The organism is Rhizobium sp. 1399, assembly GCF_031455475.1.
Classification (GTDB): Bacteria; Pseudomonadota; Alphaproteobacteria; order Rhizobiales; family Rhizobiaceae; genus Rhizobium.
Window position 1 is genome coordinate 920,473 of sequence record NZ_JAVDSU010000001.1, and the last position, 20,783, is coordinate 941,255.

A 20,783-nucleotide genomic window follows, 5' to 3' on the forward strand; every position below is an offset into this window, starting at 1 on the left:
CCGATGTGGCGCAGCGCCGCCATCGACCGTCGTGGCTTCATCAAGGCCGCCGGTATCGGCTTTCTGGCTGCGCTGAAACCTGAAGCGCTGCTGGCGCTCACCCGCGCCGATGCTGTGTACGCCTCCGGTATCCGCGCCGCCAACGGCTCCTTTGCCGTGGCGACGGTCACCGAGCGCGGGGAGATCGTCGATCAGGTGCCGCTGCCCGCCCGCGCCCATGGCATGGCCCATAGCAGCGCAACCGGGCGCACTGTCGCCTTCGCCCGCCGGCCGGGCACGTTCGCGATGATCTTCGATCCCTGGAACAAGGGCGAACCCGTCGTCATCACCTCGCCGGAGGGCCGGCATTTCTACGGCCACGGCGCTTTTTCCCCGGATGGCCGGCTGCTCTATGCCAGCGAGAACGACTTCGACAATGGTAGGGGCATGATCGGCCTCTATGATGCGACGAACCGCTTTGTCCGTATCGGCGAATATGAGACCTATGGTGTCGGCCCGCACGACATGACGATTTCCGATGACGGTCGCATGCTCATCGTCGCCAATGGCGGCATCGAGACACATCCGGATTTCGGCCGCACAAAGCTCAATCTCGGCAATATGCAGCCGTCGCTGGCGCTTATCGATGCGGCAACCGGCGCGCTGATCGAAAAACATACCCTGCCGCCGCAATGGTCATCCGTCTCGACACGCCATGTCGATGTCGATGCCGGTGGCCGCATCTGGTTCGCCTGCCAATATGAAGGCCACCGCAAGGACCTGCCGCCACTCGTCGGCCATTTCGCCAAGGGCGAAGACTTGAGCTTCATCGACCTGCCCGAGGAGACGACCCGACGACTTGCCAATTATGTCGGAGCGATCGCAGTCAACCGAAAGGAAGGTCTGGTCGGCGTCACCTCGCCGATCGGCGGCGCATCTGTCACCATCGATGCGAAAACGGGCAAGGTGCTGCGTGAGGACAGCGTTCGCGATGCCGCAGGCATTGCGCCTGCTCCCGGCGGCTTTGCCGTTTCCTCCTATGATGGCGATTTCCTGTCGGCTCATAGCGATGTCGCCTGGGATCAGCATATCGTGCGGATCACTCAGTCGGTGCTGATGCGGTAGTCTTTCCATTCCTTTTCAATGACTTCGGCGGCTGCCCGCGCCGCTTCATAGAGCCAGTCCTCACTGCGGGAGTGCAGGTCATTGCGAATTGCCGCAGCACCTGCCGCGTCGTCTGAATGGCAGTTGGCGATCTCAAAACCCATCAGTTCCAGCATTGCGCCGTCCAGGAGCGTCTTCGCATCGGTCTCGATCTCGATCTTGCGGCTGTTCGGTGAAAGCCGGCGAACAAGAATGCGGCCCGACACTGCGAAATGAGGATCTGGGCTGCGCATCCGCCCGGCGGCGATGACACCGGTTCTGATGACGCGATCTCCTGATCTTGCCAGCGACCAGGCCGAGGGCACAAGCGCCTTTGCTTCACGCAGCACAGGCCCACCGCGCCACTCCTTCACATAGGCGACGAAACGTGGCCGCCCGAGGCTGCCCGTTCCCTTCTTTTTGACTGGTAGGGGCGTAAAACTTCCTGCACCCCTCGGCAGGGCATTCCTCAGAGCATCAACGAAACGGCCGGGAGCCGGCTTTTCATCGGGTTTACGCTTCTCCCATTTCTTCCAGAACTCCTTCCGCTCATCCTCCGAAAGCAGCAGCTTGTCGCGCAGCCAGGGATGATCACGCTCCAGGACGATGGGATTCGCATGCTCAAGGCCGCGCACATATCCTGCGAGAATGAGCTCGGCGATCGCCCTGCCAGAAACCCCGGCGTCCGGCTGAGCCAGAATGGCGCTTGCCACCAGCCGCACGAGATCCAGCCCGTAGGGCATGATCACTGCATCGTCGAAATCATTGGCGCCCCAGACGAGCCGCCCCTCGATATCCCGCCAGGTGCCGAAGTTCTCCAGATGCGTATCGCCGATCGACAGCACTTGCGGCATGTCCGCAAGCTCCGGCCTGACGTCGTAGATGATCTCCGCCCAGCGCCAGTAGGTAGCGCGCAAGAAGGAGAATGCCTCCTCGCGCATCTTCCGGTGTTTCTCGTCGATACCCTCCTGTACGAGCTCGCCCTGCAGCTCGTGTGCCAGCCACGCCTCGTAGTCGCTCATAGATTGAGAAAATCTCTTCATCGGCTCGCCCTCAGGTTTGATTGATCATAATCCTGCGGAGCCTTATTCAGAAGAGGTTTTAGGATGATCCCAAGACGGATGCGACACGGCTCACCATGCTGAGATGAACCGCGCCGATCAATGTGATCATACGGGAAGCGGAGCTTCGGCGTTTACGAGATCCGCCTTGCGAAGCTCTCGCCAGAAATCACCTGGGACCACCTCGTCGAGTGCGGCCCGATCCTCCGCTATGCGGTCCGGTTTGCTTGCGCCGGGGATGACGGCGGCGACTGCAGGATTGGCGAGCGAGAATTGCAGCCCGGCCGCTTTCATGCTGATGCCGTAACGATCGGCGATTGACTTGATACGCGCGACCTTGTCGAGGATCGTCGGTGTGGCGGGCGCGTATTCGAAGTTCGGACCGCCGACCAAAGCGCCGGAACTGTAGGGGCCGCCGACGACGATGCCGAGACCACGTTCGGCAACCATCGGCATCACGCGCTGCAACGCCCGCTCATGATCAAGCAGCGTGTAGCGGCCGGCCAGCAGAAAACCATCCGGCCGCGGTTCTTGCAGGGCCAGCAGCAGTTCGATCGGTTCCACGCGATTGACGCCAAGACCCCAGGCCTTGATGACCCCTTCGTCGCGCAGACGATCCAGTGCCTTGAAGGCGCCCTTGCGTGCGCTTTCGAAGATAGCCAGCCACTCGTCACCGTAAAAATCCTGTGCCACATCGTGGACCCAGGCGATTTCGATATGGTCGGTCTTCAAGCGTTTCAGGCTGTCCTCGATCGAGCGCAGGGTCGCATCTTCCGAGTAATCGTTGACGATCTTGTTGGGGCGGCCGTATTTGAAGACTTCGCCCTTCTCGCCGAGATCGCGGGTGCTGACGTCTTCGATCTCATCAAGGATCACACGCCCAACCTTGGTGCTGATCGCATATTGATCCCTGGGCTTACCAGCGAGCGCCTCGCCCATGCGGAGCTCGGCAAGTCCTGCGCCATAGAAGGGCGCGTTGTCGAAATAGCGGATACCATCGTTCCAGGCGGCTTCCACGGTTGCCAGTGCTTCCTGCTCCGGAATATCACGGAACATGTTGCCAAGCGGAGCGGCGCCGAAGCCGAGCTTGCCCGGGAGAATGTCTTTGAGTGCCATTGTCTAGTCCTCGAGATAGTTGTGAACGTTCATCGACCTGTCAGGCAATCTGTACGGGATCGAGCACCAGCGCCCTGCGTTCGGCGAGGTCATTGATGACAGCGAAATAATCCCGGAAATGCGGCGTCTCGCGATGGGCGGCCACGGCGGCGTTGTCCGCGTAAAGCTCATCCAAGATCAAGATGTCAGCATTGGCCTGATCTTGCCAGATATCCCAGCGCATATTACCGGGTTCTGCCCTGCTGGGGCCGATCATGCCGGTGAGAAGCGCCTTCAATTCATCGGTCTTGCCCGGTCGGGCGGTCAGGATCGCCACGATCTTTATGGGATTGGACATGATTGCTTTTCCTTCCTCAGATCGGGTTCCCGCGGGATACGGAATGGTCGCACCCCACGGATTTCTTCAGATCATGCCATGGCTAGCGAACGTTCGAGCGCTGCCACGAATTTTCCTGCGAGCGCACGGTCCGAGCGCGGATTCTGGCCGGTTATGAGCTCACGGTCTTCAACCACATGCGGCTCGAAGTCGGTCGCTGTCGTGATGACCTTGCCGCCGGCGGTCTGCAGCGCGTCGGCCACGTTGAAATAGAGCTTGGCGTGCAGGATGTAGTCCTCGACGACCTTTTCTTCGCTGTTGGAAAAGACGGTCATCCTGTATCCAACGTATTGCCAGTCTTTGGCCCATTCCGCGGCCTTGGCGGGTACTCCGGCAATCAGAGCGGCACGGAACTCGCGGGCATGCGGCATCGCGGCTGCGACAGCTATCGGGCCGTGGCAGAGAAGTGCGGTCGGCTTCGAGCGCTCATGGAAATGGCGCAGGACTTCACCCATATCCGGATCCTGCATCAGATCGACTACCGGCGCCTGACCGCCCGGCACAAAGACACCGGCGTAATTGTCGAGACCCTCTTCAACGATGGAACGCAGCGTGCGAACCTCATTCATGGCAGGGTCATTTGCATAGAAGGTCTTGGCGCGTTCGTAGGCAGCCTTGTCGCCGCCGAAATGATCCGGCGTGTCCGAGGCCTCGTCGATATGGGGCTTGGTGCCGTCAGGCGTTGCCAGAACGATTTTGTAGCCAGCCTCGACGATTGCCAGTGCCGGCACGACAGTCTCGTTGAGATACTGGCCAGTGGCTCCCGTGCGGCCGCCCTGGATTTCGATGCGGGTAGCGTTGGAGCCGATCAGAAGTACTTTTGCCTTGCTCATTGTCATCTCCGTTTGCCGTGGTTGGCATCCTTTTGGATGGCCTGATCATGCTCCGGGACGACATATTCCAGAAGTTTATTTCTATGATCTTAGATATTCATGTGACATTATAAGTCATGCGATATGACCTCAATCTGCTACCCGTCTTCATCACGCTGATGGAGGAGCGCAGCGTCACCCGCGCCGCCGATCGGCTGGGAATTACGCAGCCGGCGCTCTCCAATGCTTTGGCCCGTCTGCGCGAGGTGATGCAGGATCAGCTCTTCATCCGTGAGCGATACGGCATTCAGCCGACGCCTATGGCGTTGGAACTGGCGCCAGTCATTGCCGCGGCATTGGCAAGGATCGATGACGCCATCCTCGGCCAACAGGATTTTGATCCAAGGCAGGCCGAACGGCTGATGACGATTGCGCCGAACAGCTATGTGGAGTTCGTGCTGGTGCCGGCGATCGTCGCGCGGCTTCGCGAGGTTGCGCCGGGCATCCGGCTTCGCCTCACGCCTTTCGGCACAGATCTCGGCGAGACAGGTGTGATGTCCGGCACCACGGCAATGGTCTTCGGCCGCATCATCGATCCGCCTGACAATCTGGTCGTGCAGCATCTGATGGACGAAGGCCTTGCCTGCGTGGTGCGTGCCGATCACCCTGAGATCGGGGGCAGCATTTCCCTAGAGCAGTATGAGCACATGCGGCACGTCAACGTACTTCCGCCCGGGCGGCTGCGCGTCGGCCTGTTTACAGCACTGGAACAACAGGGGATCAAGCGCGAGGTTGCAGTCTCCGTTACCCATTTTCTGGCGGTGCCGGAAATGATTGCGGTGACGGATTATTGCGCGACACTGCCGAACAGGATCTGCCAGCGTCTCGCCGCAGACCCTCGTCTGAAAGTCCTACCGACGCCTGTCGATCTCGGCACATTCCCGGTCGAGATGGCCTGGCATGTCCGCTACCGCAACGATCCCGCGCATCGCTGGCTGCGGACACTGATCAGCGACATCGTCAAAGAAGCCCCGGACGCGAAGTAGTTGGGACGAATAATTCCTTATTCCCGCAAGCAACACAGCTCGGCGCCGCGTGATCGAAAACTTGTATCGAGAGACAAAACCGTCGTCAGCCGGATTGAAACCTTGTCGAATCCAGCCGGCCATGCCACTTTCGCGATCGCAAGAGGGACCATGATGAACGACACCGACAGGGGCGATTTCCGCGAGCGGATCAGCCAGAGTTTTTCCCGCCAAGCGGCCATGCACACCATCGGCGCGGAGTTGACGCGTGTCGAGCACGGCATGGTGGAAATCGAGCTTCCCTTCGACGTCAAACTGACACAGCAGCACGGCATTTTGCACGCGGGCATCATTTCCGCAGCGCTCGATTCGGCCTGCGGTTTTGCGGCCTATAGTGTCATCGATGCCGAAGCCTCGATCCTCACGATCGAGTTCAAGGTCAACCTCATGTCGCCGGGGCGCGGCGAACGCTTCCTCTTCAGAGGCGAGATCACCAAGCCCGGCTCCAACATCATCGTCGCCGATGGGCGAGGTTATGCGATCAGCGACGGGCCTGCCAAGCTCATCGCGTCCATGACCGGGACGATGATGGTCATTCGCGGAAGAGAGGGAATTACGGGATGAAATTCGAACTGAAGTCGGTCGCAGGCAAGTCCATCCTGTTCGTCATGGCCGCGGAGGCCGAATATGGCCCGTTCCTGCGCTCGCGCATCGAACCGCTGATGACCGGCGTCGGCCCGGTCGAGGCGGCAATCGCGATCACCAAGTCGCTCTCCCGTCTCGATGCATCAGACGACCTGCCCGATCTCGTGGTTTCGCTCGGCTCGGCCGGTTCGGCACGCCTGCAGCAGACCGAAGTCTATCAGGTCACCTCCGTTTCCTACCGTGACATGGATGCCTCGCCGCTCGGCTTCGAAAAGGGCAAGACGCCCTTCCTCGACCTGCCGGCGGACCTCGACCTGCCGCTGCGCATTCCCGGCATTCCCGAAGCCACACTTTCGACCGGCGGCAATGTCGTTTCCGGTACCGCCTATGCCAATATCTCAGCCGACATGGTCGACATGGAAACCTATGCGGTGCTGCGCGCCTGCCAAGGCTACAAACTGCCGCTGATCGGCCTTCGCGGCATTTCCGACGGTGCGGTCGAGCTGCAGCATATTTCCGGCTGGACCGAATATCTGCATATCGTCGACCGCAAGCTTTCCTATGCCGTGGACAGCCTTTTCACCGCCCTGGAGGACGGCGTTTTCTGGTTCTGAGGGCTGAAAACAGGGACAATCGGGACAATAAAACCCGGCTGCGGCCGAATTCCCGCATTGCAAGAAGAGGCGCTTTTCATTAAAGGCTCGCCATGACCCAGACAGCACATCCCGACAGCGTTCTCATCGTCGATTTCGGCAGCCAGGTGACCCAGCTCATCGCACGACGCGTGCGTGAAGCCGGCGTCTATTGCGAGATCGTTCCCTTCCAGTCCGCCGAAGAAGGCTTCAAGCGCCTCCAGCCGAAAGCCGTGATCCTGTCCGGCAGCCCGGCTTCGACGGTCGATGAAGAATCGCCGAGGGCACCGCAGATCATCTTCGACAGCGGCCTTCCGGTGTTCGGCATCTGCTACGGCCAGCAGACGATGTGCATGCAGCTGGGCGGCTTGGTGGAAAGCGGTCATCACCGCGAATTCGGCCGCGCCTTCCTGGAAGTCGACGAGGACTGCGTCCTCTTCGAAGACCTCTGGTCCAAGGGTTCGCGCCATCAGGTCTGGATGAGCCATGGCGACCGCGTGACGAAGCTGCCCGACGGTTTCAAAGTCGTGGCGACATCCTCCAACGCGCCTTACGCCTTCATCGCCGACGAGAAGCGCAAATATTACGGCGTGCAGTTCCATCCTGAGGTCGTGCATACGCCCGATGGCGCCAAGCTGATCGCGAACTTCATCCACAACATCGCCGGTATCAAGGGCGATTGGACCATGTCGGCGTACCGTCAGAAGGCGGTCGAGGACATTCGCCGCCAAGTCGGTGACAAGCGCGTCATCTGCGCCCTTTCGGGCGGCGTCGACTCCTCAGTCGCGGCTCTGCTCATTCACGAGGCTGTTGGTGACCAGCTAACCTGCATACTCGTCGACCATGGCCTGATGCGTAAGGACGAGGCCGCAGGCGTGGTCGCAATGTTCCGCGAGCACTACAACCTGCACCTGATCCACGTCGATGCCTCCGACCGCTTCATCGGCGAGCTCGAAGGCGTTTCCGACCCGGAAACCAAGCGCAAGATCATCGGACGCCTGTTCATCGAGACATTCGAGGACGAGGCAAAGAAGCTCGGCGGCGCTGATTTCCTCGGCCAGGGCACACTCTATCCCGATGTGATCGAGTCCGTTTCCTTCACCGGCGGCCCCTCGGTCACCATCAAGTCGCACCACAATGTCGGCGGTCTGCCGGAGCGCATGAAGATGCAGCTCGTCGAGCCGCTGCGCGAACTCTTCAAGGATGAAGTGCGCGCGCTCGGCAAGGAACTCGGCCTGCCAGACAGCTTCATCGGTCGCCATCCCTTCCCGGGGCCGGGCCTTGCCATCCGCTGCCCGGGCGGCATCACGCGTGAAAAGCTCGAGATCCTGCGCGAAGCCGATGCGATCTATCTCGACGAGATCCGCAAGGCTGGCCTCTACGACGCGATCTGGCAGGCCTTTGCCGTGCTGCTGCCCGTCCAGACCGTCGGCGTCATGGGCGACGGCCGCACCTACGAATTCGTCTGTGCGCTGCGCGCCGTCACCTCGGTCGACGGCATGACCGCGGATTTCTATCACTACGACATGGAATTCCTCGGCCGCGCCGCGACCCGCATCATCAATGAAGTGCGCGGTATCAACCGTGTCGTTTATGATGTGACGAGCAAGCCGCCCGGCACGATCGAGTGGGAGTGACGGAAAGTACCGTGGAGTAGTATCGGATAGCGCAGTCGATAGATTCTAGGCGACCCCGAGATCTGCAGCTCTGTCGGGCGTCTCCTCGCTCTTCGAGCGGCGGTCATACGCCGTCAGGCCCGGCCCAACCTCGCGAGTTTTTGGCCCTCAAATATTTGGCCACGCGCCGCTCGAAGAAGTTAGCGCGCGACCAGTCGTCGGCGTCGATCACACGGTCGTAGATCGACTACTGCTCCTTCTTGAACAAATCCTGGAAGATGAGCTGGCCCCAGGTGCGGCCGCGTGCGTGCACCAGCGCGCCACCCTCTTTGAGCTTTCCCAGCTTGACGGGTGCGAACCCGAGTTGTTTGGCCAAGGCCGCCACGGGAGCGATCGCGTCCTCGTCGTCGCTCGACAGAAAGACCACCCGATGACCGCCGCCCTGGACGATCGGATCGGCAGCCAGGGTGGCCGCAATCAGGTGATTGAAACCTTTCACGAACTTGGCGCCGGTGAACGCCTTCGCAGCGAAGGCGGAGGACAGGAGACCGTCCAGCTCCTCAAGGGGAACCAAGGCGTTCATCGCGTCGATGACCGTCTTGCCTTTCCAGCTCGGCAGGATCTTCGCAACCTCGCGATGTTCCCCAAACGGGACCGCCAAGATGATCGTGTCGGCCTCGAGTGCATCCCGCAGCGACTTGGCGACGACCGTGGGTCCAATCGCCCGAGCCTGCGGCGCCAACGCCTCAGGCGTCCGGCGGCTCGCGACTGCCACCTCGATGTTTTTACGGGCGAAGGCCCGGGCGAGGGCCTGGCCTATCTTACCGAATCCTACAATCGCATAGCTCATAATGTTTCTCCGATCTGTGTTGACATCGATTCCCCGGCCCTCAACGGCACTGGGTTATCCGTTTGGCTGCATGGCGACCTTCGCGTAGGCGTCCCGCGGTGAACGACTTCGTGCGGCCGGCCCGGCCGTTCAGCGCCGAAGTCGTTCCACAATTCCCGCGATCCGGCGCGATTTCAGATGGCCGAGAAGCCGCCGTCGACAGACAACTCCACCCCATTCACGAAGCTTGAATCGTCTGAAGCAAGAAACAGCGCGACCGCCGCAATTTCCTCAGGACGACCCATCTTTCCCCGCGGGATCAGAGATTCGAACATCTGCTTCGCCTCCTCTGTGAGAACTTGGTCCTGCATCGGTGTGGCGATCGGCCCGGGGCTCAGCACGTTCACCCGGATATTCCTGCCCTTCAGTTCGTTGAGCCAAGTGCGTGCGAATGAGCGCAACGCCGCTTTGCTCGCCGAATACACGCCGTAACCAGGAAAACCTTTCACCGAAGCAACTGACCCGGTCATGAAGATCGATCCGCCATCGTTGAACAGCGGCAAGGCCTTCTGAACCGTAAACAGCGTGCCGCGCGTATTCAGGCCGAAGGCCGCATCGAAATGCTGCTCGGTAATCTCGCCCAGTGGGACGGCTTCGCCCATGCCGGCGCTCGCGTATAGGACGTCGATCCTGCCCTTTTCCCGCTTGACCGTGTCGAACAGACGGTCGAGGTCGTCGAGATTGGACGCGTCGCCGCGCACGCCGGTCATGTTCCGGCCGATCAGCTTGACGGCCTCGTCCAGCGACTCCTGTCTCCGGCCCGTGATGAAAACATAGGCGCCTTCTTCAACGAACCGCTTGGCGCTCGCCAGCGCCATGCCGCTCGATCCACCCGTGATGACTGCAACCTTACCCTCAAGCTTTCCCATGACTTTTCCTTTCAGACTCCGTATTTGGTCCTTCGGGGAGACCCCCGAGACCCTCGAAATGGGTCTGCGGTCGTCGGGGGTTGAGTGCGGAAGCGCGCATATCGGTGGTGCGAAATCGATCCGGCTGGATGACTGACGCCAGCCCGCATATCGGTGTCCGCCGTTCGGAATTGCGCCCCGCTTGCATGGGCTATGATGACCGCCCGTGCTACTCACATACGAGATGCTGTTCGACGTATTGGACACGGGCTTTGGAAGGCGCACCCCAGCGGTGCTGGATTGCACCATGATCGACTGGGATGACGTTCGCTACTTTCTTGCCGTCGCGCGCGGAGGCTCGGTGCGGGCCGCCGCCGAGCGCCTCGGGGTGAACCACTCGACCGTGCTGCGGCGCGTCGCCCAACTGGAGGAACGGCTCGGAGCCCAGATGTTCGAAAAGCTGCCTTCGGGCTACCGCCTGACGGCTGCAGGGGAGGAGGTCCTCGAGCTCGCTGACCAGATGGAGGCGTCGTCGCACCAGTTGGAGACGCGCGTCTTTGGCCGCGACCAGAGCGTGCGTGGGCTTCTGCGCGTGACACTGGCACCGCCCCTCGCGACACACCTGCTCATGCCGGACTTCTCCGATTTCGCGCGTCTGTATCCGGACATCGAGATGGAAATCTTATCGTCCGGCGAGCTGGTAAATCTGACCAACCGAGAAGCCGACGTCGCGATCCGCGTCGTCTACGACCGCAAAACTCTGCCGCTCAATCTCCATGGCCTGAAGGGACCGGATATATTCGGCGGTATCTATATGTCCCGCGATCTGCTAGCCGCGTGGCGTGCAGGCGCGCCTGATCCCATCCGGTGGATCGTTATAAGCATTCATGGAATTCCGGATTGGGCCAGCGAGGGTGAGGTTCGCACCACGGAGGTTCCGTTCAGGACCACGGACGGCGAGGCGCAGATCGTTGCTGTACGGCAGGGGCTCGGGATCACGACACTGCCGTGCTTCGTCGGAGATGCCGACCCGCTACTGGTGAGGGTGCCGGGTACCGACCTGCACATGTACGGAACGCTCTTCCTTCTCACACAGGGGGAGACACGCAAGACGAAGCGCGTGCGGCTCTTCACGGAGTTCGTATCCCGCAGGCTTGCCGCGTACGCTTCGCTTCTCGCCGGGCTGTCCCTATCGCGCGACTGACGCGCGGCGGGTCGCCGGCGACGCTTGAAGCGGCGTCGTTCAATCCGCGAATGTTACGCCGTATCGCAACCGACGCGAGGGCACACTGCCGACGGCGACGGATTTCACCATCGCTGACGGTCTTTTTGGCAGGCTGGAGGCGCGGCTGACCTATTGCCCGCCCCTCAATGATTGCACCCAAAAAAATCAACCTCAGACGGCATGGCTAAACAGCGCCACGCAAGGTTGCTGTTTGACCTTTTCATCTCATCACTGCGAAAGTCGCGGTTCCTTAAAGCCCGAGACGCGTCTCTCCGAGGGATGACTGCCGCCAACTCATCAACCCGAGGTAATCGATGCCAATCATTACATTTGCCAATACGAAAGGAGGGGCCGGCAAGACGACGGTCGCTCTCGTTCTTGCCACAGAACTGGCTCGCCGTGGCCATCGCGTTTCCGTTCTGGATGCCGATCCCCAGCAGTGGGCCAGCCGCTGGCACCGTCTGACCGGTGACGCAGCCGAATTCGCCGTCATCTCCGGTGTCAGCGAAGATACGATCGAACAGCAGATCAAGGACCTCAAGAAGCGCGGCGGTTATATCGTTATCGACTTGCCAGCCGGTCTGAGCCCGCTGATGGCGAAGGCCATCGGCTTTTCCGATCATGTAATGGTTCCGGTGCAGGGCTGCGCCATGGACGCCGTCGGCGGCGCGCAGGTGCTTGAGATCATGAAGCAGCTTGCTGCCCAGCATGATATCCGCATCCCGCATTCGGTCGTGCTGACGCGCATCAGTTCGATCATCACCACGCGTGCATTGCTGGCGGTCAAGGGTCTGCTCGCAAAGCAGCATGTCAATGTCATCGACACGGCGCTGATCGAGCGCGCCGCCTATCGCGACATGTTCGTTTCAGGCGGCAGCCTCTATACCATGGATCCTGCCCGTGTCAGCAATCTCGACAAGGCGCAAGACAATGCCCGCTTGTTGGCAGACGATGTTCTTCGTCTCGCACCGCCGAAAGCAGCCCGCGCCAAGTCTTCCAAAAAGGCGGCTGAGGTCCTTAAGAACGCCGCGTAAGGCATTCCTCAGCGCTTGATTGACGCCAGCAAACGGCTGCCGCAAAGGTAGCCGTTTCTGTTTTGAATATCCTCACAAAGCTCTTTGTTCATGTTTTGTTCTTGACTGAAATGCCAATCTTGGTATGCTCCTCCTTGTCGAAACAAGGAGGCGGGCGATGTAGTCCGTAGTTCAAATGCCTCATTTTCCACTCGATCCGAATAGCGCAGGCCCCCAGAAGAAATCCAATCTTGGCGGGGAATTTCACGACAGGATTTTCTTCGCGCTTCGCCCAACCATCGAAGCTGCATCCGAGGCGCTGGACATCGCGCAAGTGTATCGCAATAGACATGCTCTGACCGGACCCTCGCGGCCGAACGCAGTGCTTCATGTCACGCTGAACGGCATCGGCGCCTACCGTCGGCTCCCGGATGATATCGTGTTCGGCGCTGAACAAGTTGCCGCGGCAGTGCGTGCCCAGCCGTTCGAAATTGTGCTCGACGAAGCCATGAGCTTCAAGCACCCCGGCCAGCCGCAAGCCTTCGTCATCTGCGGCAGGCAAGAAAACGAAGGCCTGCTGGATCTTCGCAACCAAATTCAAGAAGGTCTCTACGAGGCTGGACTACCCTATAATGTCGGCGGACATCTGACGCCGCACATGACAATGCTCTATGATCGCAAGACTGTTCTGCCTGAAAAGCTTGACCGACCCGTACGCTGGACAGTCCAGGAGTTCCTGTTGATCCACAGCATCTACGGGAAGAGCGAGCATCACGTCATCAACCGCTGGCCTCTGCTCGGCTGAGCTGCGCTTGCACCGCGGGTGGGGATTCGCATAAAACTCCCCACTCAATATGTACATGCGGAGCAAGACAGTGGACCTTTCAGAGATCATCATCCCGGGCGATACGCCCGGCATCGAATGGCGGTTGCCCGTCATGCGTTTCAAGGGAAGCGATCCGGCGGCGCCCAAGGTCTATATCCAGGCCGCATTGCATTCCAATGAACTGCCGGGAACCGCGCTTGCGCATTTTCTCTGCCTTCAACTCAGGCAAGCCGAAAACGAAGGACGGATCGCCGGCGATATCACGCTCGTGCCGCAGGCAAATCCGATCGGGGCGGCGCAATCGCATTTCGGCGAGCTGCAGGGCCGGTTCGATTTGGGATCGCGGACCAATTTCAATCGGGACTTCCCGCTGATCTCGGTTCGCGACCGGGAGGAGTTGCTTGACGGTCTTGATTATTATCCGGCTACGGATCGATTGAAGCGAGAGCTGATTCATATGGCGCTCGGAGCCGATCTGGTGCTCGATCTGCATTGCGATGATGAATCGCTGCAATATGCCTATATCGACGAAGCCTTCTGGCCGGAAGCAGCGGACCTTGCCAATGCGCTCGACATGGAAGCGGTGCTGCTTTCGGATGGCGAAAGCTCCGCCTTCGAGGAAGCCGTCGGTTTTGCCTGGAAATATGAGGTGCCGGGCGAGCGCAAGGCCAAGCTTCCGGGCAAGCTTTCGGTGACGGTGGAACTGCGCGGTCGCCGCGAAGTCTATCCCGATATGGCCGAGAAAGATGCCGAAGGCCTGCTGCAGTTCCTGATCGGGCGCGGTGTTGTCAACGGCGGGGCAGCCGGAGACAAGACCTTCTCCGGACCAGCCGTGCCGCTCGACAATGTCGAGATCGTGCGTGCGCCGCAGGGCGGTACCGTGCTCTTCCACCGCAATATCGGCGAGCGTGTCTCGGAAGGAGAGCTTCTGGCGACGATCGTCACCCGGCCCGGTTTTGCCGAGGGCGATATCGACATCCGGGCGCCGCAGGACGGGCTATTTCTTACCCGCACTTCCGACCGGCTGGTGCGCCGGCGCGGTGACCTGATGAAGATTGCCGCCGACAAGCCGAGCAAGGCAACGCGAAAGGCCGGCACGCTGGAAGACTGAACCAGCGTTCTTTTCCACACGCGGATGTAAGGCTCCGGGCAACTGTCACACAGGCTTCAAGAAAATCCGCCAAGCCGTTGCAGACATGTTGCGAAGGAGCTTTCATGCCGCATTACGACATTGCGATCGTCGGCGCGGGAATTGTCGGGCTGGCGCATGCGCTGGCGGCGGCAAAGCGCGGCAAACGGGTCGTCGTTGTTGACCGCGACGCACAGGCAAATGGCGCCTCGGTGCGCAATTTCGGCTTTGTGACGGTGACCGGCCAGCAGGCCGGCGACTGCTGGGACAAGGCACGCCGGGCACGCGATATCTGGGCCGATATTGTCGATGACGCAGGCGTCGACGTCCTGCAGCGCGGGCTGCTCCTTGCCGCAAGGCTCGACGAATCCGAAGCCGTGATCGACGCCTTCCTGCGCACAGAGATGGGCGAAGGCTGCGAAAGACTGACGATCGAGGAGGCACGGCGGCTTGTGCCGGCACTGCGACCGGAAGCGGGGCGCTTCACACTCTATAGCCCCCATGAACTGCGGGTCGAATCCCGCACGGCCGTTCCACTGCTCGCCCGCTATCTCGAAATCAAATATGGCATCGAGTTCCGCCGCTCGACAGCAGTGAGCGCCGTCGAGCCGCCGCGGATCGAGACGTCAACCGGCCTGATCGAGGCGGAGACGGTGGTTGTTTGCCCCGGCGACGATTTCAAGAGCCTGTTTGCGGATCGGATCGCTGCATATAACGTCACACGCTGCAAGCTGCAGATGATGCGTGTCGTGCCGGCGCAACGGGTCTCGCTTAGCACCGCCGTCATGTCCGATCTCGGGCTCGGGCGTTATCTCGGTTATGCCGAGTTGCCTGAAGCGACTGCCCTGAAGGCGCGGCTTGACCGGGAGTTCAAGCCGGAGCGGGAAAACGGCATCCACCTGATTGTTACGCAATCGGAAGACGGATCGCTGATCGTCGGAGACAGCCACCATTACTCCGAAACGCCCGATCCCTTTGGGCTGGAGCGCATCGACCGGCTGACCCTCGACGAGATGGATGCCGTGCTCAATCTGCCGGGTCGCTTCATTACCGAACGCTGGATCGGCACCTATGCCTCCGCCCCGGACCGTTGGCGGTTCACCGACAAGCCTTCCGATGCGCTGCGTATCGTCGTGGTGACGGCAGGCTGCGGTGCCTCGACCGCCTTCGGCATCGGCGAGGAAACCATCGAGGATCTTTACGGGAGCGCAGCATGACGCAATTCAAGGCAGTGGTCTTCGACTGGGCCGGCACAGTCATCGATTTCGGCTCCTTCGCACCGATGGGCGCCTTTGTGGATACCTTCGGCAAGTTCGGCGTCGAGGTGACGATCGCCGACGCACGCAAGCCGATGGGGCTTCCGAAGCGTGCGCATATCGCCGCGATGCTGGCCGAACCGCATATCGCCGCCCGCTGGCAGGCGGTGCAAGGCGCGCTTCCGGACGAGGCGGCCATCGACCGCGTTTACGAACTCTTCGTGCCGCTCAACGAAGCTGTCGTGACCGATTACTGCGCGCTGGTGCCTGGCGCGATCAAGACGATCGAATACCTGCGCGAGCGGCAGATGAAGATCGGCTCGACGACAGGCTATACGCGCTCGATCATGGAGCGCGTGCTGCCGCTTGCCGCTGAACAGGGTTATGCACCCGACAATCTGATCTGTGCCGACGATCTGCCGCTTGGCCGACCGACGCCGATCGGCATGTATAAATGCTTCCTCGACCTGATGGTCTATCCGGCCTCTGCGGTCCTGAAGGTCGATGATACTGAACCCGGCATTGCCGAGGGTGCCGCGGCAGGCTGCGTTACCGTTGGCGTGACGCTCTCCGGCAACGAGGCGGGTCTGACGCCTGAAGAGGTGGATGCACTTTCGCCGGAGGCGCGAGCCGAGTTGCACAAGCGGATCGGCGAGAAGCTGATTGCTGCCGGCGCCGACTACGTCATCGAGACCGTGGCCGACCTGCCAGCACTCATCGAAGAGCTCGAGGGATAAAGGCCAGACGGCGTTTGCAGCGCTTATCCAGCGTGATATCTCCCTTGGAAAACAGGGAGATCGAACCGGCATGGCCATCACCATCTACGGTATCAAGAACTGCGACACGATGAAGAAGGCCCGTAGCTGGCTGGACGAACGCGGCGTCGCCTACGACTTTCACGATTACAAGGCCGTCGGCATCGACCGGGCGCACCTGGAACGATGGATCGACGATGCAGGCTGGGAAACGGTGCTGAACCGCGCCGGCACGACCTTCCGCAAGCTGCCGGACGCCGCGCGCGAAAATCTCGACCGTGAAAAAGCGATCGCCCTGATGCTCGACCAACCATCAATGATCAAGCGGCCGGTACTGGAAACCGGCGACAAACTGCTGATCGGCTTCAAGCCAGAGATTTACGCGCGGACATTCGAGGGCTGAGCCATGTCCAAGACCACCCGCGCCACCCAGTTTCTCACGCAGGCTGGCGTCACCTTTACGGTTCATGCCTATGACTATGATCCAAACGCCGAGCGCGTCGGGCTGCAGGCGGCCGAAGCGCTGGGCGAGGAGCCGCACCGCGTGTTGAAGACGCTGATGGCTGAGGTGGACGGAAAGCCGGTCTGTGTGGTCGTGCCCTCCGACCGCGAGGTCAGCATGAAGAAGCTCGCCAGTGCCTTCCATGGCAAATCGGCCAATATGATGAAGCCGGCCGACGCCGAGCGGCTGACGGGATATCATGTCGGCGGCATCAGCCCTTTCGGGCAGAAGAAGATCGTACCAACGGCGATCGAGGAAGCCGCCCTTGCCGAACCGCTCGTCTATATCAATGGCGGGCAACGCGGGCTGCAGGTACGGCTCGATCCGACGGAGGCGTTGACGGCACTGAAGGCCGCCGCCGCACCGCTGATCGCCTGATCAGAGGAAGCGGTCCAGCAAGACGGCAATCGTCTTCGCCTCGCCTTCGGCAAGCTTGCAGCCGATATGAGTTTCGATCGCTTTGCCATAGACGGTCCACATGCGCTCCCGAAGCTGCCGGCCGGCATCAGTGATCACCACCCAGCGGCCGCGCCCATCCTGTGCGAAGACCTCGCGACCGACTAGGCCCTCTCTTTCCAGCCGGTCGATCAGGCGGGAAAGATTATACTGCGCCAACAATGTCCGCTCCTCGATCTCATAGGGGCGCAGCTTTCCTGATTGCGAGCGTGCCAATTCCCAAAGCACATCGTACCAGGCAAGCGGCGGCATGCCGGCCGCCTTAAGATCGGCTTCGATCACGCCAAGCAGCCGCTCGCGGGCGCGCATGAGGCGCGTCCAGGCTGAGACGACGGCTTCGCTCGGCTTCTTCATATTCGCAGACATAAATGCAATTACATCTATCTTGAATCTCATCGCAAGCGATATTAGATGCATTTACATGCATATTAACCGACCGATCCTTTGCAAACCACCAGGAGACTTTCATGAGCAGGCTCACCCTCATCAGTCATCACCTCTGCCCCTACGTGCAGCGCGCCGCGATCACGCTCCTCGAAAAGGGCGTGCCATTCGAGCGCATCAACATCGATCTTGCCGACAAGCCGGATTGGTTCCTGAAAATCTCACCCCTCGGCAAGGTGCCACTGCTCCGGATACAAGAGGACGATGGCCGCGAAGAGGTGTTGTTCGAAAGCAGCGTCATCTGCGAATATCTGGAGGAAACGCAGGCGGGTGCTGCCCTGCATCCCACCGACGCGCTGACCCGCGCCCGCCATCGCGGATGGATGGAATTCGGCTCTTCCGTACTTTCCGATCTCTGGGGCTATGAGACGGCGCAGGATGCTGCGCAACTGGAGGCCAAGCACAAGGCGCTTGTCGCCAAATTCGCGACGCTCGAGGGCGCGCTGGCGGACGGACCCTATTTCGCCGGGGCTAACTTCGGCCTCGTCGACGCGGTCTTTGGGCCGATCTTTCGGTACTTCGATCTGTTCGATACGCTCGGCGACAGCCCCATCTTTGACGGGCTCGAGCGGGTCAAGCGCTGGCGCAAGGCGCTGTCCGAGCGGGCAAGCGTCCGGGGCGCCGTTGGCGAAGACTATCCGCAGCGCCTGATGGAATTCCTCGAGAAGCATGACTCGATCCTGCTCAGGCTGCCCGCCGCTGCTTGACGCGCACGCACAAGCGGCCGGACATGCATCCGGCCGCTTTCAAATCGGATTCGGCGCGCTTCATTTTCGCCGTAAAGGGGTCTAAGTCTTTCACCTCCCGTCGCAGATATCAGAAGGCAGGTTGACCCATGACGTTTATGCCCCAGAGCCACAGCTCCGTCGATCCCGGCAAACTCGAGAAACTTGCGGAAGTCGCCATCAAGGTGGGCCTGCAGCTTCAGCAAGGGCAGGATCTCGTCATTACCGCACCCGTCGTGGCGCTGCCGCTGGTGCGATTGATCACCAAACACGCCTATCTCTCGGGTGCTGGCTTGGTTTCGACCTTCTATTCCGACGAGGAGACGACGCTTGCCCGTTACCAGTATGGCAGCGACGAAAGCTTCGATCGGGCTTCCGGCTGGCTTTATGACGGCATGGCGAAAGCCTACGAAAAGGGTGCCGCCCGCCTCGCCATTGCTGGCGACAATCCGATGTTGCTCTCGGAGCAGGATCCCAGCAAGGTCGGCCGCGCGAATCGCGCCAATTCCACGGCCTATAAGCCGGCGCTGGAGAAGATCTCCAACTTCGACATCAACTGGAACATCGTCTCCTACCCCAACCCCTCCTGGGCGAAAGTCGTCTTCCCCGACGATCCGGAAGCGATCGCCGTTGCCAAACTCGCCAAGGCGATCTTTGCGGCGTCGCGCGTCGACGTGCCTGATCCGATTGCCGCCTGGTCCGAGCACAATGCCAATCTGCGCAAGCGCTCGTCCTGGCTGAACGGAGAGCGTTTCGCCTCGCTGCATTTCACCGGGCCAGGCACGGATCTGACCGTCGGCCTCGCAGACGGCCATGAATGGCATGGCGGCGCCTCGACGGCGAAGAACGGCATTACCTGCAATCCGAATATCCCGACCGAGGAAGTCTTCACCACGCCGCATGCACTGCGCGTGGAAGGCCACGTGTCCAGCACCAAACCGCTCTCACATCAGGGCACGCTGATCGACAATATCCGGGTCCGCTTCGAAAGCGGCCGTATCATCGAGGCCAAGGCCTCGCGCGGCGAGGAAGTGTTGAACAAGGTACTCGATACGGATGAAGGCGCGCGCCGGCTCGGTGAAGTTGCGCTGGTGCCGCATTCCTCGCCGATCTCGGCAAGCGGCATCCTCTTCTACAACACACTGTTCGACGAGAATGCCTCCTGCCATATCGCACTCGGCCAGTGCTATTCGAAGTGCTTCCTCGACGGCGCTTCGCTGAGCCAGGAGCAGATCAAGGCGCAGGGTGGCAATTCGAGCCTGATCCACATCGACTGGATGATCGGCTCCGACAAGGTCGATATTGACGGCATCAAGCCTGATGGCTCGCGGGTGCCGGTAATGCGACAGGGCGAGTGGGCGTAACAACGCCCGCCTTCGGCATCAGGCTGCGCTGGCTGAGCCAGACGCTGACCAGCACCATGGCAAAGCCTGAAAGCTGGGTTGGTGTAAGGCTCTGGCCGAGTGCCAGCCAACCGAGCAGGGTGGCGACAACGGGGCTCAGGAAGCCGAGCGACGCTGCGGCCGATGGCTCTATGCGCGAGAGGCCGCGGAACCACAGCAGATAGGTGAAGGCAGCACCGATGAGGCCAAGATAGGCAATGCCGAGGATATTGGCTGTCGTCGGCACAGGAAGCGCTGGTTCCAGGAAAAAGGCCACGGGCACGAGCAGAATGCCACCTGCGGTCAATTGCCAGGACGTAAAGGTGAGGCTGGAAACTGGCGGCTGCCAATGCCGGCTCAGCACCGTGCCGAAGGCCATGGAGACCGCACCGGCGAGACCTGCGGTAACACCAACGGGATCAAGCGCTGCCTTCGGTGTCAGCACCAGAAGTGCCACACCTACCATTCCGATCAGGCCGGCAATAACGGCAATGAAGCGGATCGGCTTGCCGAGAAAGAGACGCGAGAGCGCAATGACGATCAGCGGCTGCACGGCGCCGACCGTTGCGGCCACGCCGCCCGGCAGGCGATAGGCCGAAACGAAGAGCATCGCCCAGAAGAACGAAAAGTTCAGTGCGCCGAGAATGAAGGCGCGGCCCCACCAGATGCCGGTCGGCAATTTCCGGACAATCAGCAGCAGAAGCAGCCCTGCCGGCAGCGCCCGTAGCATCGCGACCGTCAGCGGGTAGCCCTGCGGAAGGAAGGATGTGGTGACGAAATAGGTGCTGCCCCAGATGGCGGGCGCAATCGCAGTCATCAGCACATCGGCGACGTATCGGGTATTTGTCTTCATTTCAAGAATCTCTACTTCAAGATAAAATCAGGATAGCGTGTTTTATCTTGACGTCAAGATACCTGCTGATATCGA

At 60.8% G+C, this 20,783-nt stretch carries 23 protein-coding genes; 15 read left to right on the top strand and 8 right to left on the bottom strand.

All coding sequences use genetic code 11. The annotated features are described in order from the left end of the window. Positions 1-3 precede the first annotated feature (3 nt). Entirely contained in the window at positions 4-1,104 is a 1,101-nt protein-coding gene (locus tag J2X71_RS04760) for a DUF1513 domain-containing protein (RefSeq protein ID WP_310379583.1), read from the top strand. Here the strand turns inward: J2X71_RS04760 and J2X71_RS04765 are convergent. The 4 genes from J2X71_RS04765 to J2X71_RS04780 all read right to left on the bottom strand — a co-directional run bounded on the left by J2X71_RS04765 (position 1,083) and on the right by J2X71_RS04780 (position 4,508). Then, positions 1,083-2,165, bottom strand: coding sequence for a DUF2252 family protein (locus J2X71_RS04765; RefSeq protein ID WP_310379585.1), 1,083 nt, complete (start codon positions 2,163-2,165; stop codon positions 1,083-1,085). The two genes, J2X71_RS04760 and J2X71_RS04765, sit on opposite strands and share 22 nt — an antisense overlap. Before the next feature lie 126 nt (positions 2,166-2,291). After that, a complete protein-coding gene (locus J2X71_RS04770; protein WP_310379587.1) occupies positions 2,292-3,299 on the bottom strand; it encodes an aldo/keto reductase in 1,008 nt (335 codons plus the stop codon). 40 nt (positions 3,300-3,339) lie between these two features. After that, positions 3,340-3,636 carry a putative quinol monooxygenase gene (locus J2X71_RS04775; RefSeq protein ID WP_310379589.1) on the bottom strand — a complete coding sequence of 99 codons (297 nt, stop codon included), beginning with the start codon at positions 3,634-3,636 and terminating at the stop codon, positions 3,340-3,342. A gap of 71 nt (positions 3,637-3,707) precedes the next feature. Next, on the bottom strand, positions 3,708-4,508 hold the full coding sequence (locus J2X71_RS04780) for a type 1 glutamine amidotransferase domain-containing protein (protein ID WP_310379591.1): 801 nt from the start codon (positions 4,506-4,508) through the stop codon (positions 3,708-3,710). Between the two features lie 116 nt (positions 4,509-4,624). Between J2X71_RS04780 and J2X71_RS04785 the strand changes: the two genes are divergently transcribed. From J2X71_RS04785 to guaA, 4 genes are all read left to right on the top strand, one after another. Next, the gene (locus J2X71_RS04785; protein ID WP_310379593.1) at positions 4,625-5,533 is read left to right on the top strand and encodes a LysR substrate-binding domain-containing protein; all 909 of its coding nucleotides are present in this window, start codon (positions 4,625-4,627) and stop codon (positions 5,531-5,533) included. Positions 5,534-5,686: 153 nt separating this feature from the next. Continuing rightward, complete coding sequence (locus J2X71_RS04790; RefSeq protein ID WP_113321776.1) at positions 5,687-6,136, top strand: PaaI family thioesterase; 450 nt, start codon at positions 5,687-5,689, stop codon at positions 6,134-6,136. Further along, a complete protein-coding gene (locus J2X71_RS04795; RefSeq protein ID WP_310379595.1) occupies positions 6,133-6,771 on the top strand; it encodes a 5'-methylthioadenosine/S-adenosylhomocysteine nucleosidase in 639 nt (212 codons plus the stop codon). The genes J2X71_RS04790 and J2X71_RS04795 overlap by 4 nt, the downstream gene beginning before the upstream one ends. A 92-nt stretch (positions 6,772-6,863) precedes the next feature. Continuing rightward, entirely contained in the window at positions 6,864-8,426 is a 1,563-nt protein-coding gene (gene guaA / locus J2X71_RS04800; RefSeq protein ID WP_310379596.1) for a glutamine-hydrolyzing GMP synthase, read from the top strand. A gap of 226 nt (positions 8,427-8,652) precedes the next feature. Here the strand turns inward: guaA and J2X71_RS04805 are convergent, their stop codons facing one another. Continuing rightward, positions 8,653-9,255, bottom strand: a complete 603-nt coding sequence (locus J2X71_RS04805; protein ID WP_310379598.1) for an NAD(P)-binding domain-containing protein — start codon at positions 9,253-9,255, stop codon at positions 8,653-8,655. Positions 9,256-9,428: 173 nt separating this feature from the next. Then, positions 9,429-10,163 carry an SDR family oxidoreductase gene (locus tag J2X71_RS04810; protein ID WP_310379600.1) on the bottom strand — a complete coding sequence of 245 codons (735 nt, stop codon included), beginning with the start codon at positions 10,161-10,163 and terminating at the stop codon, positions 9,429-9,431. 286 nt (positions 10,164-10,449) lie between these two features. Here J2X71_RS04810 and J2X71_RS04815 point away from each other — a divergent pair, with 286 nt between their 5' ends. The 8 genes from J2X71_RS04815 (at position 10,450) to ybaK (ending at position 17,226) form a co-directional block, all read left to right on the top strand. Beyond that, positions 10,450-11,346: a LysR family transcriptional regulator gene (locus J2X71_RS04815; protein ID WP_310379602.1), complete on the top strand. Its 897-nt coding sequence runs from the start codon at positions 10,450-10,452 to the stop codon at positions 11,344-11,346. A 335-nt stretch (positions 11,347-11,681) separates the two neighbouring features. Beyond that, entirely contained in the window at positions 11,682-12,401 is a 720-nt protein-coding gene (locus tag J2X71_RS04820; RefSeq protein ID WP_310379604.1) for a ParA family protein, read from the top strand. Between the two features lie 313 nt (positions 12,402-12,714). Then, entirely contained in the window at positions 12,715-13,185 is a 471-nt protein-coding gene (locus J2X71_RS04825; protein ID WP_310379606.1) for a 2'-5' RNA ligase family protein, read from the top strand. Positions 13,186-13,255: 70 nt separating this feature from the next. Next, the gene (locus tag J2X71_RS04830; protein WP_310379608.1) at positions 13,256-14,317 is read left to right on the top strand and encodes a succinylglutamate desuccinylase/aspartoacylase family protein; all 1,062 of its coding nucleotides are present in this window, start codon (positions 13,256-13,258) and stop codon (positions 14,315-14,317) included. A 104-nt stretch (positions 14,318-14,421) separates the two neighbouring features. Then, the gene (locus J2X71_RS04835) at positions 14,422-15,552 is read left to right on the top strand and encodes a TIGR03364 family FAD-dependent oxidoreductase (RefSeq protein WP_310379610.1); all 1,131 of its coding nucleotides are present in this window, start codon (positions 14,422-14,424) and stop codon (positions 15,550-15,552) included. Then, positions 15,549-16,328 (top strand): phosphonoacetaldehyde hydrolase, encoded by a 780-nt coding sequence (gene phnX, locus J2X71_RS04840; protein ID WP_310379613.1) that lies wholly within the window; start codon positions 15,549-15,551, stop codon positions 16,326-16,328. Before J2X71_RS04835 ends, phnX begins: the two co-directional genes overlap by 4 nt. A 70-nt stretch (positions 16,329-16,398) precedes the next feature. Continuing rightward, on the top strand, positions 16,399-16,749 hold the full coding sequence (locus tag J2X71_RS04845; RefSeq protein WP_310379615.1) for an ArsC family reductase: 351 nt from the start codon (positions 16,399-16,401) through the stop codon (positions 16,747-16,749). A gap of 3 nt (positions 16,750-16,752) precedes the next feature. Further along, on the top strand, positions 16,753-17,226 hold the full coding sequence (gene ybaK / locus J2X71_RS04850) for a Cys-tRNA(Pro) deacylase (protein WP_310379617.1): 474 nt from the start codon (positions 16,753-16,755) through the stop codon (positions 17,224-17,226). Here ybaK and J2X71_RS04855 read toward each other — a convergent pair whose 3' ends face one another. Beyond that, on the bottom strand, positions 17,227-17,670 hold the full coding sequence (locus J2X71_RS04855) for a helix-turn-helix domain-containing protein (protein ID WP_310379619.1): 444 nt from the start codon (positions 17,668-17,670) through the stop codon (positions 17,227-17,229). Between the two features lie 101 nt (positions 17,671-17,771). On the opposite strand from J2X71_RS04855, the gene J2X71_RS04860 reads away from it, so the two are divergent. Together J2X71_RS04860 and J2X71_RS04865 are read left to right on the top strand one after the other, a co-directional pair. Then, positions 17,772-18,455 carry a glutathione S-transferase family protein gene (locus tag J2X71_RS04860; RefSeq protein WP_310379620.1) on the top strand — a complete coding sequence of 228 codons (684 nt, stop codon included), beginning with the start codon at positions 17,772-17,774 and terminating at the stop codon, positions 18,453-18,455. Positions 18,456-18,583: 128 nt separating this feature from the next. After that, positions 18,584-19,837, top strand: coding sequence for an aminopeptidase (locus J2X71_RS04865; protein WP_310379622.1), 1,254 nt, complete (start codon positions 18,584-18,586; stop codon positions 19,835-19,837). Here J2X71_RS04865 and J2X71_RS04870 read toward each other — a convergent pair. After that, positions 19,785-20,708, bottom strand: coding sequence for an EamA family transporter (locus tag J2X71_RS04870; protein ID WP_310379624.1), 924 nt, complete (start codon positions 20,706-20,708; stop codon positions 19,785-19,787). The genes J2X71_RS04865 and J2X71_RS04870 overlap by 53 nt on opposite strands. Positions 20,709-20,783 lie beyond the last annotated feature (75 nt).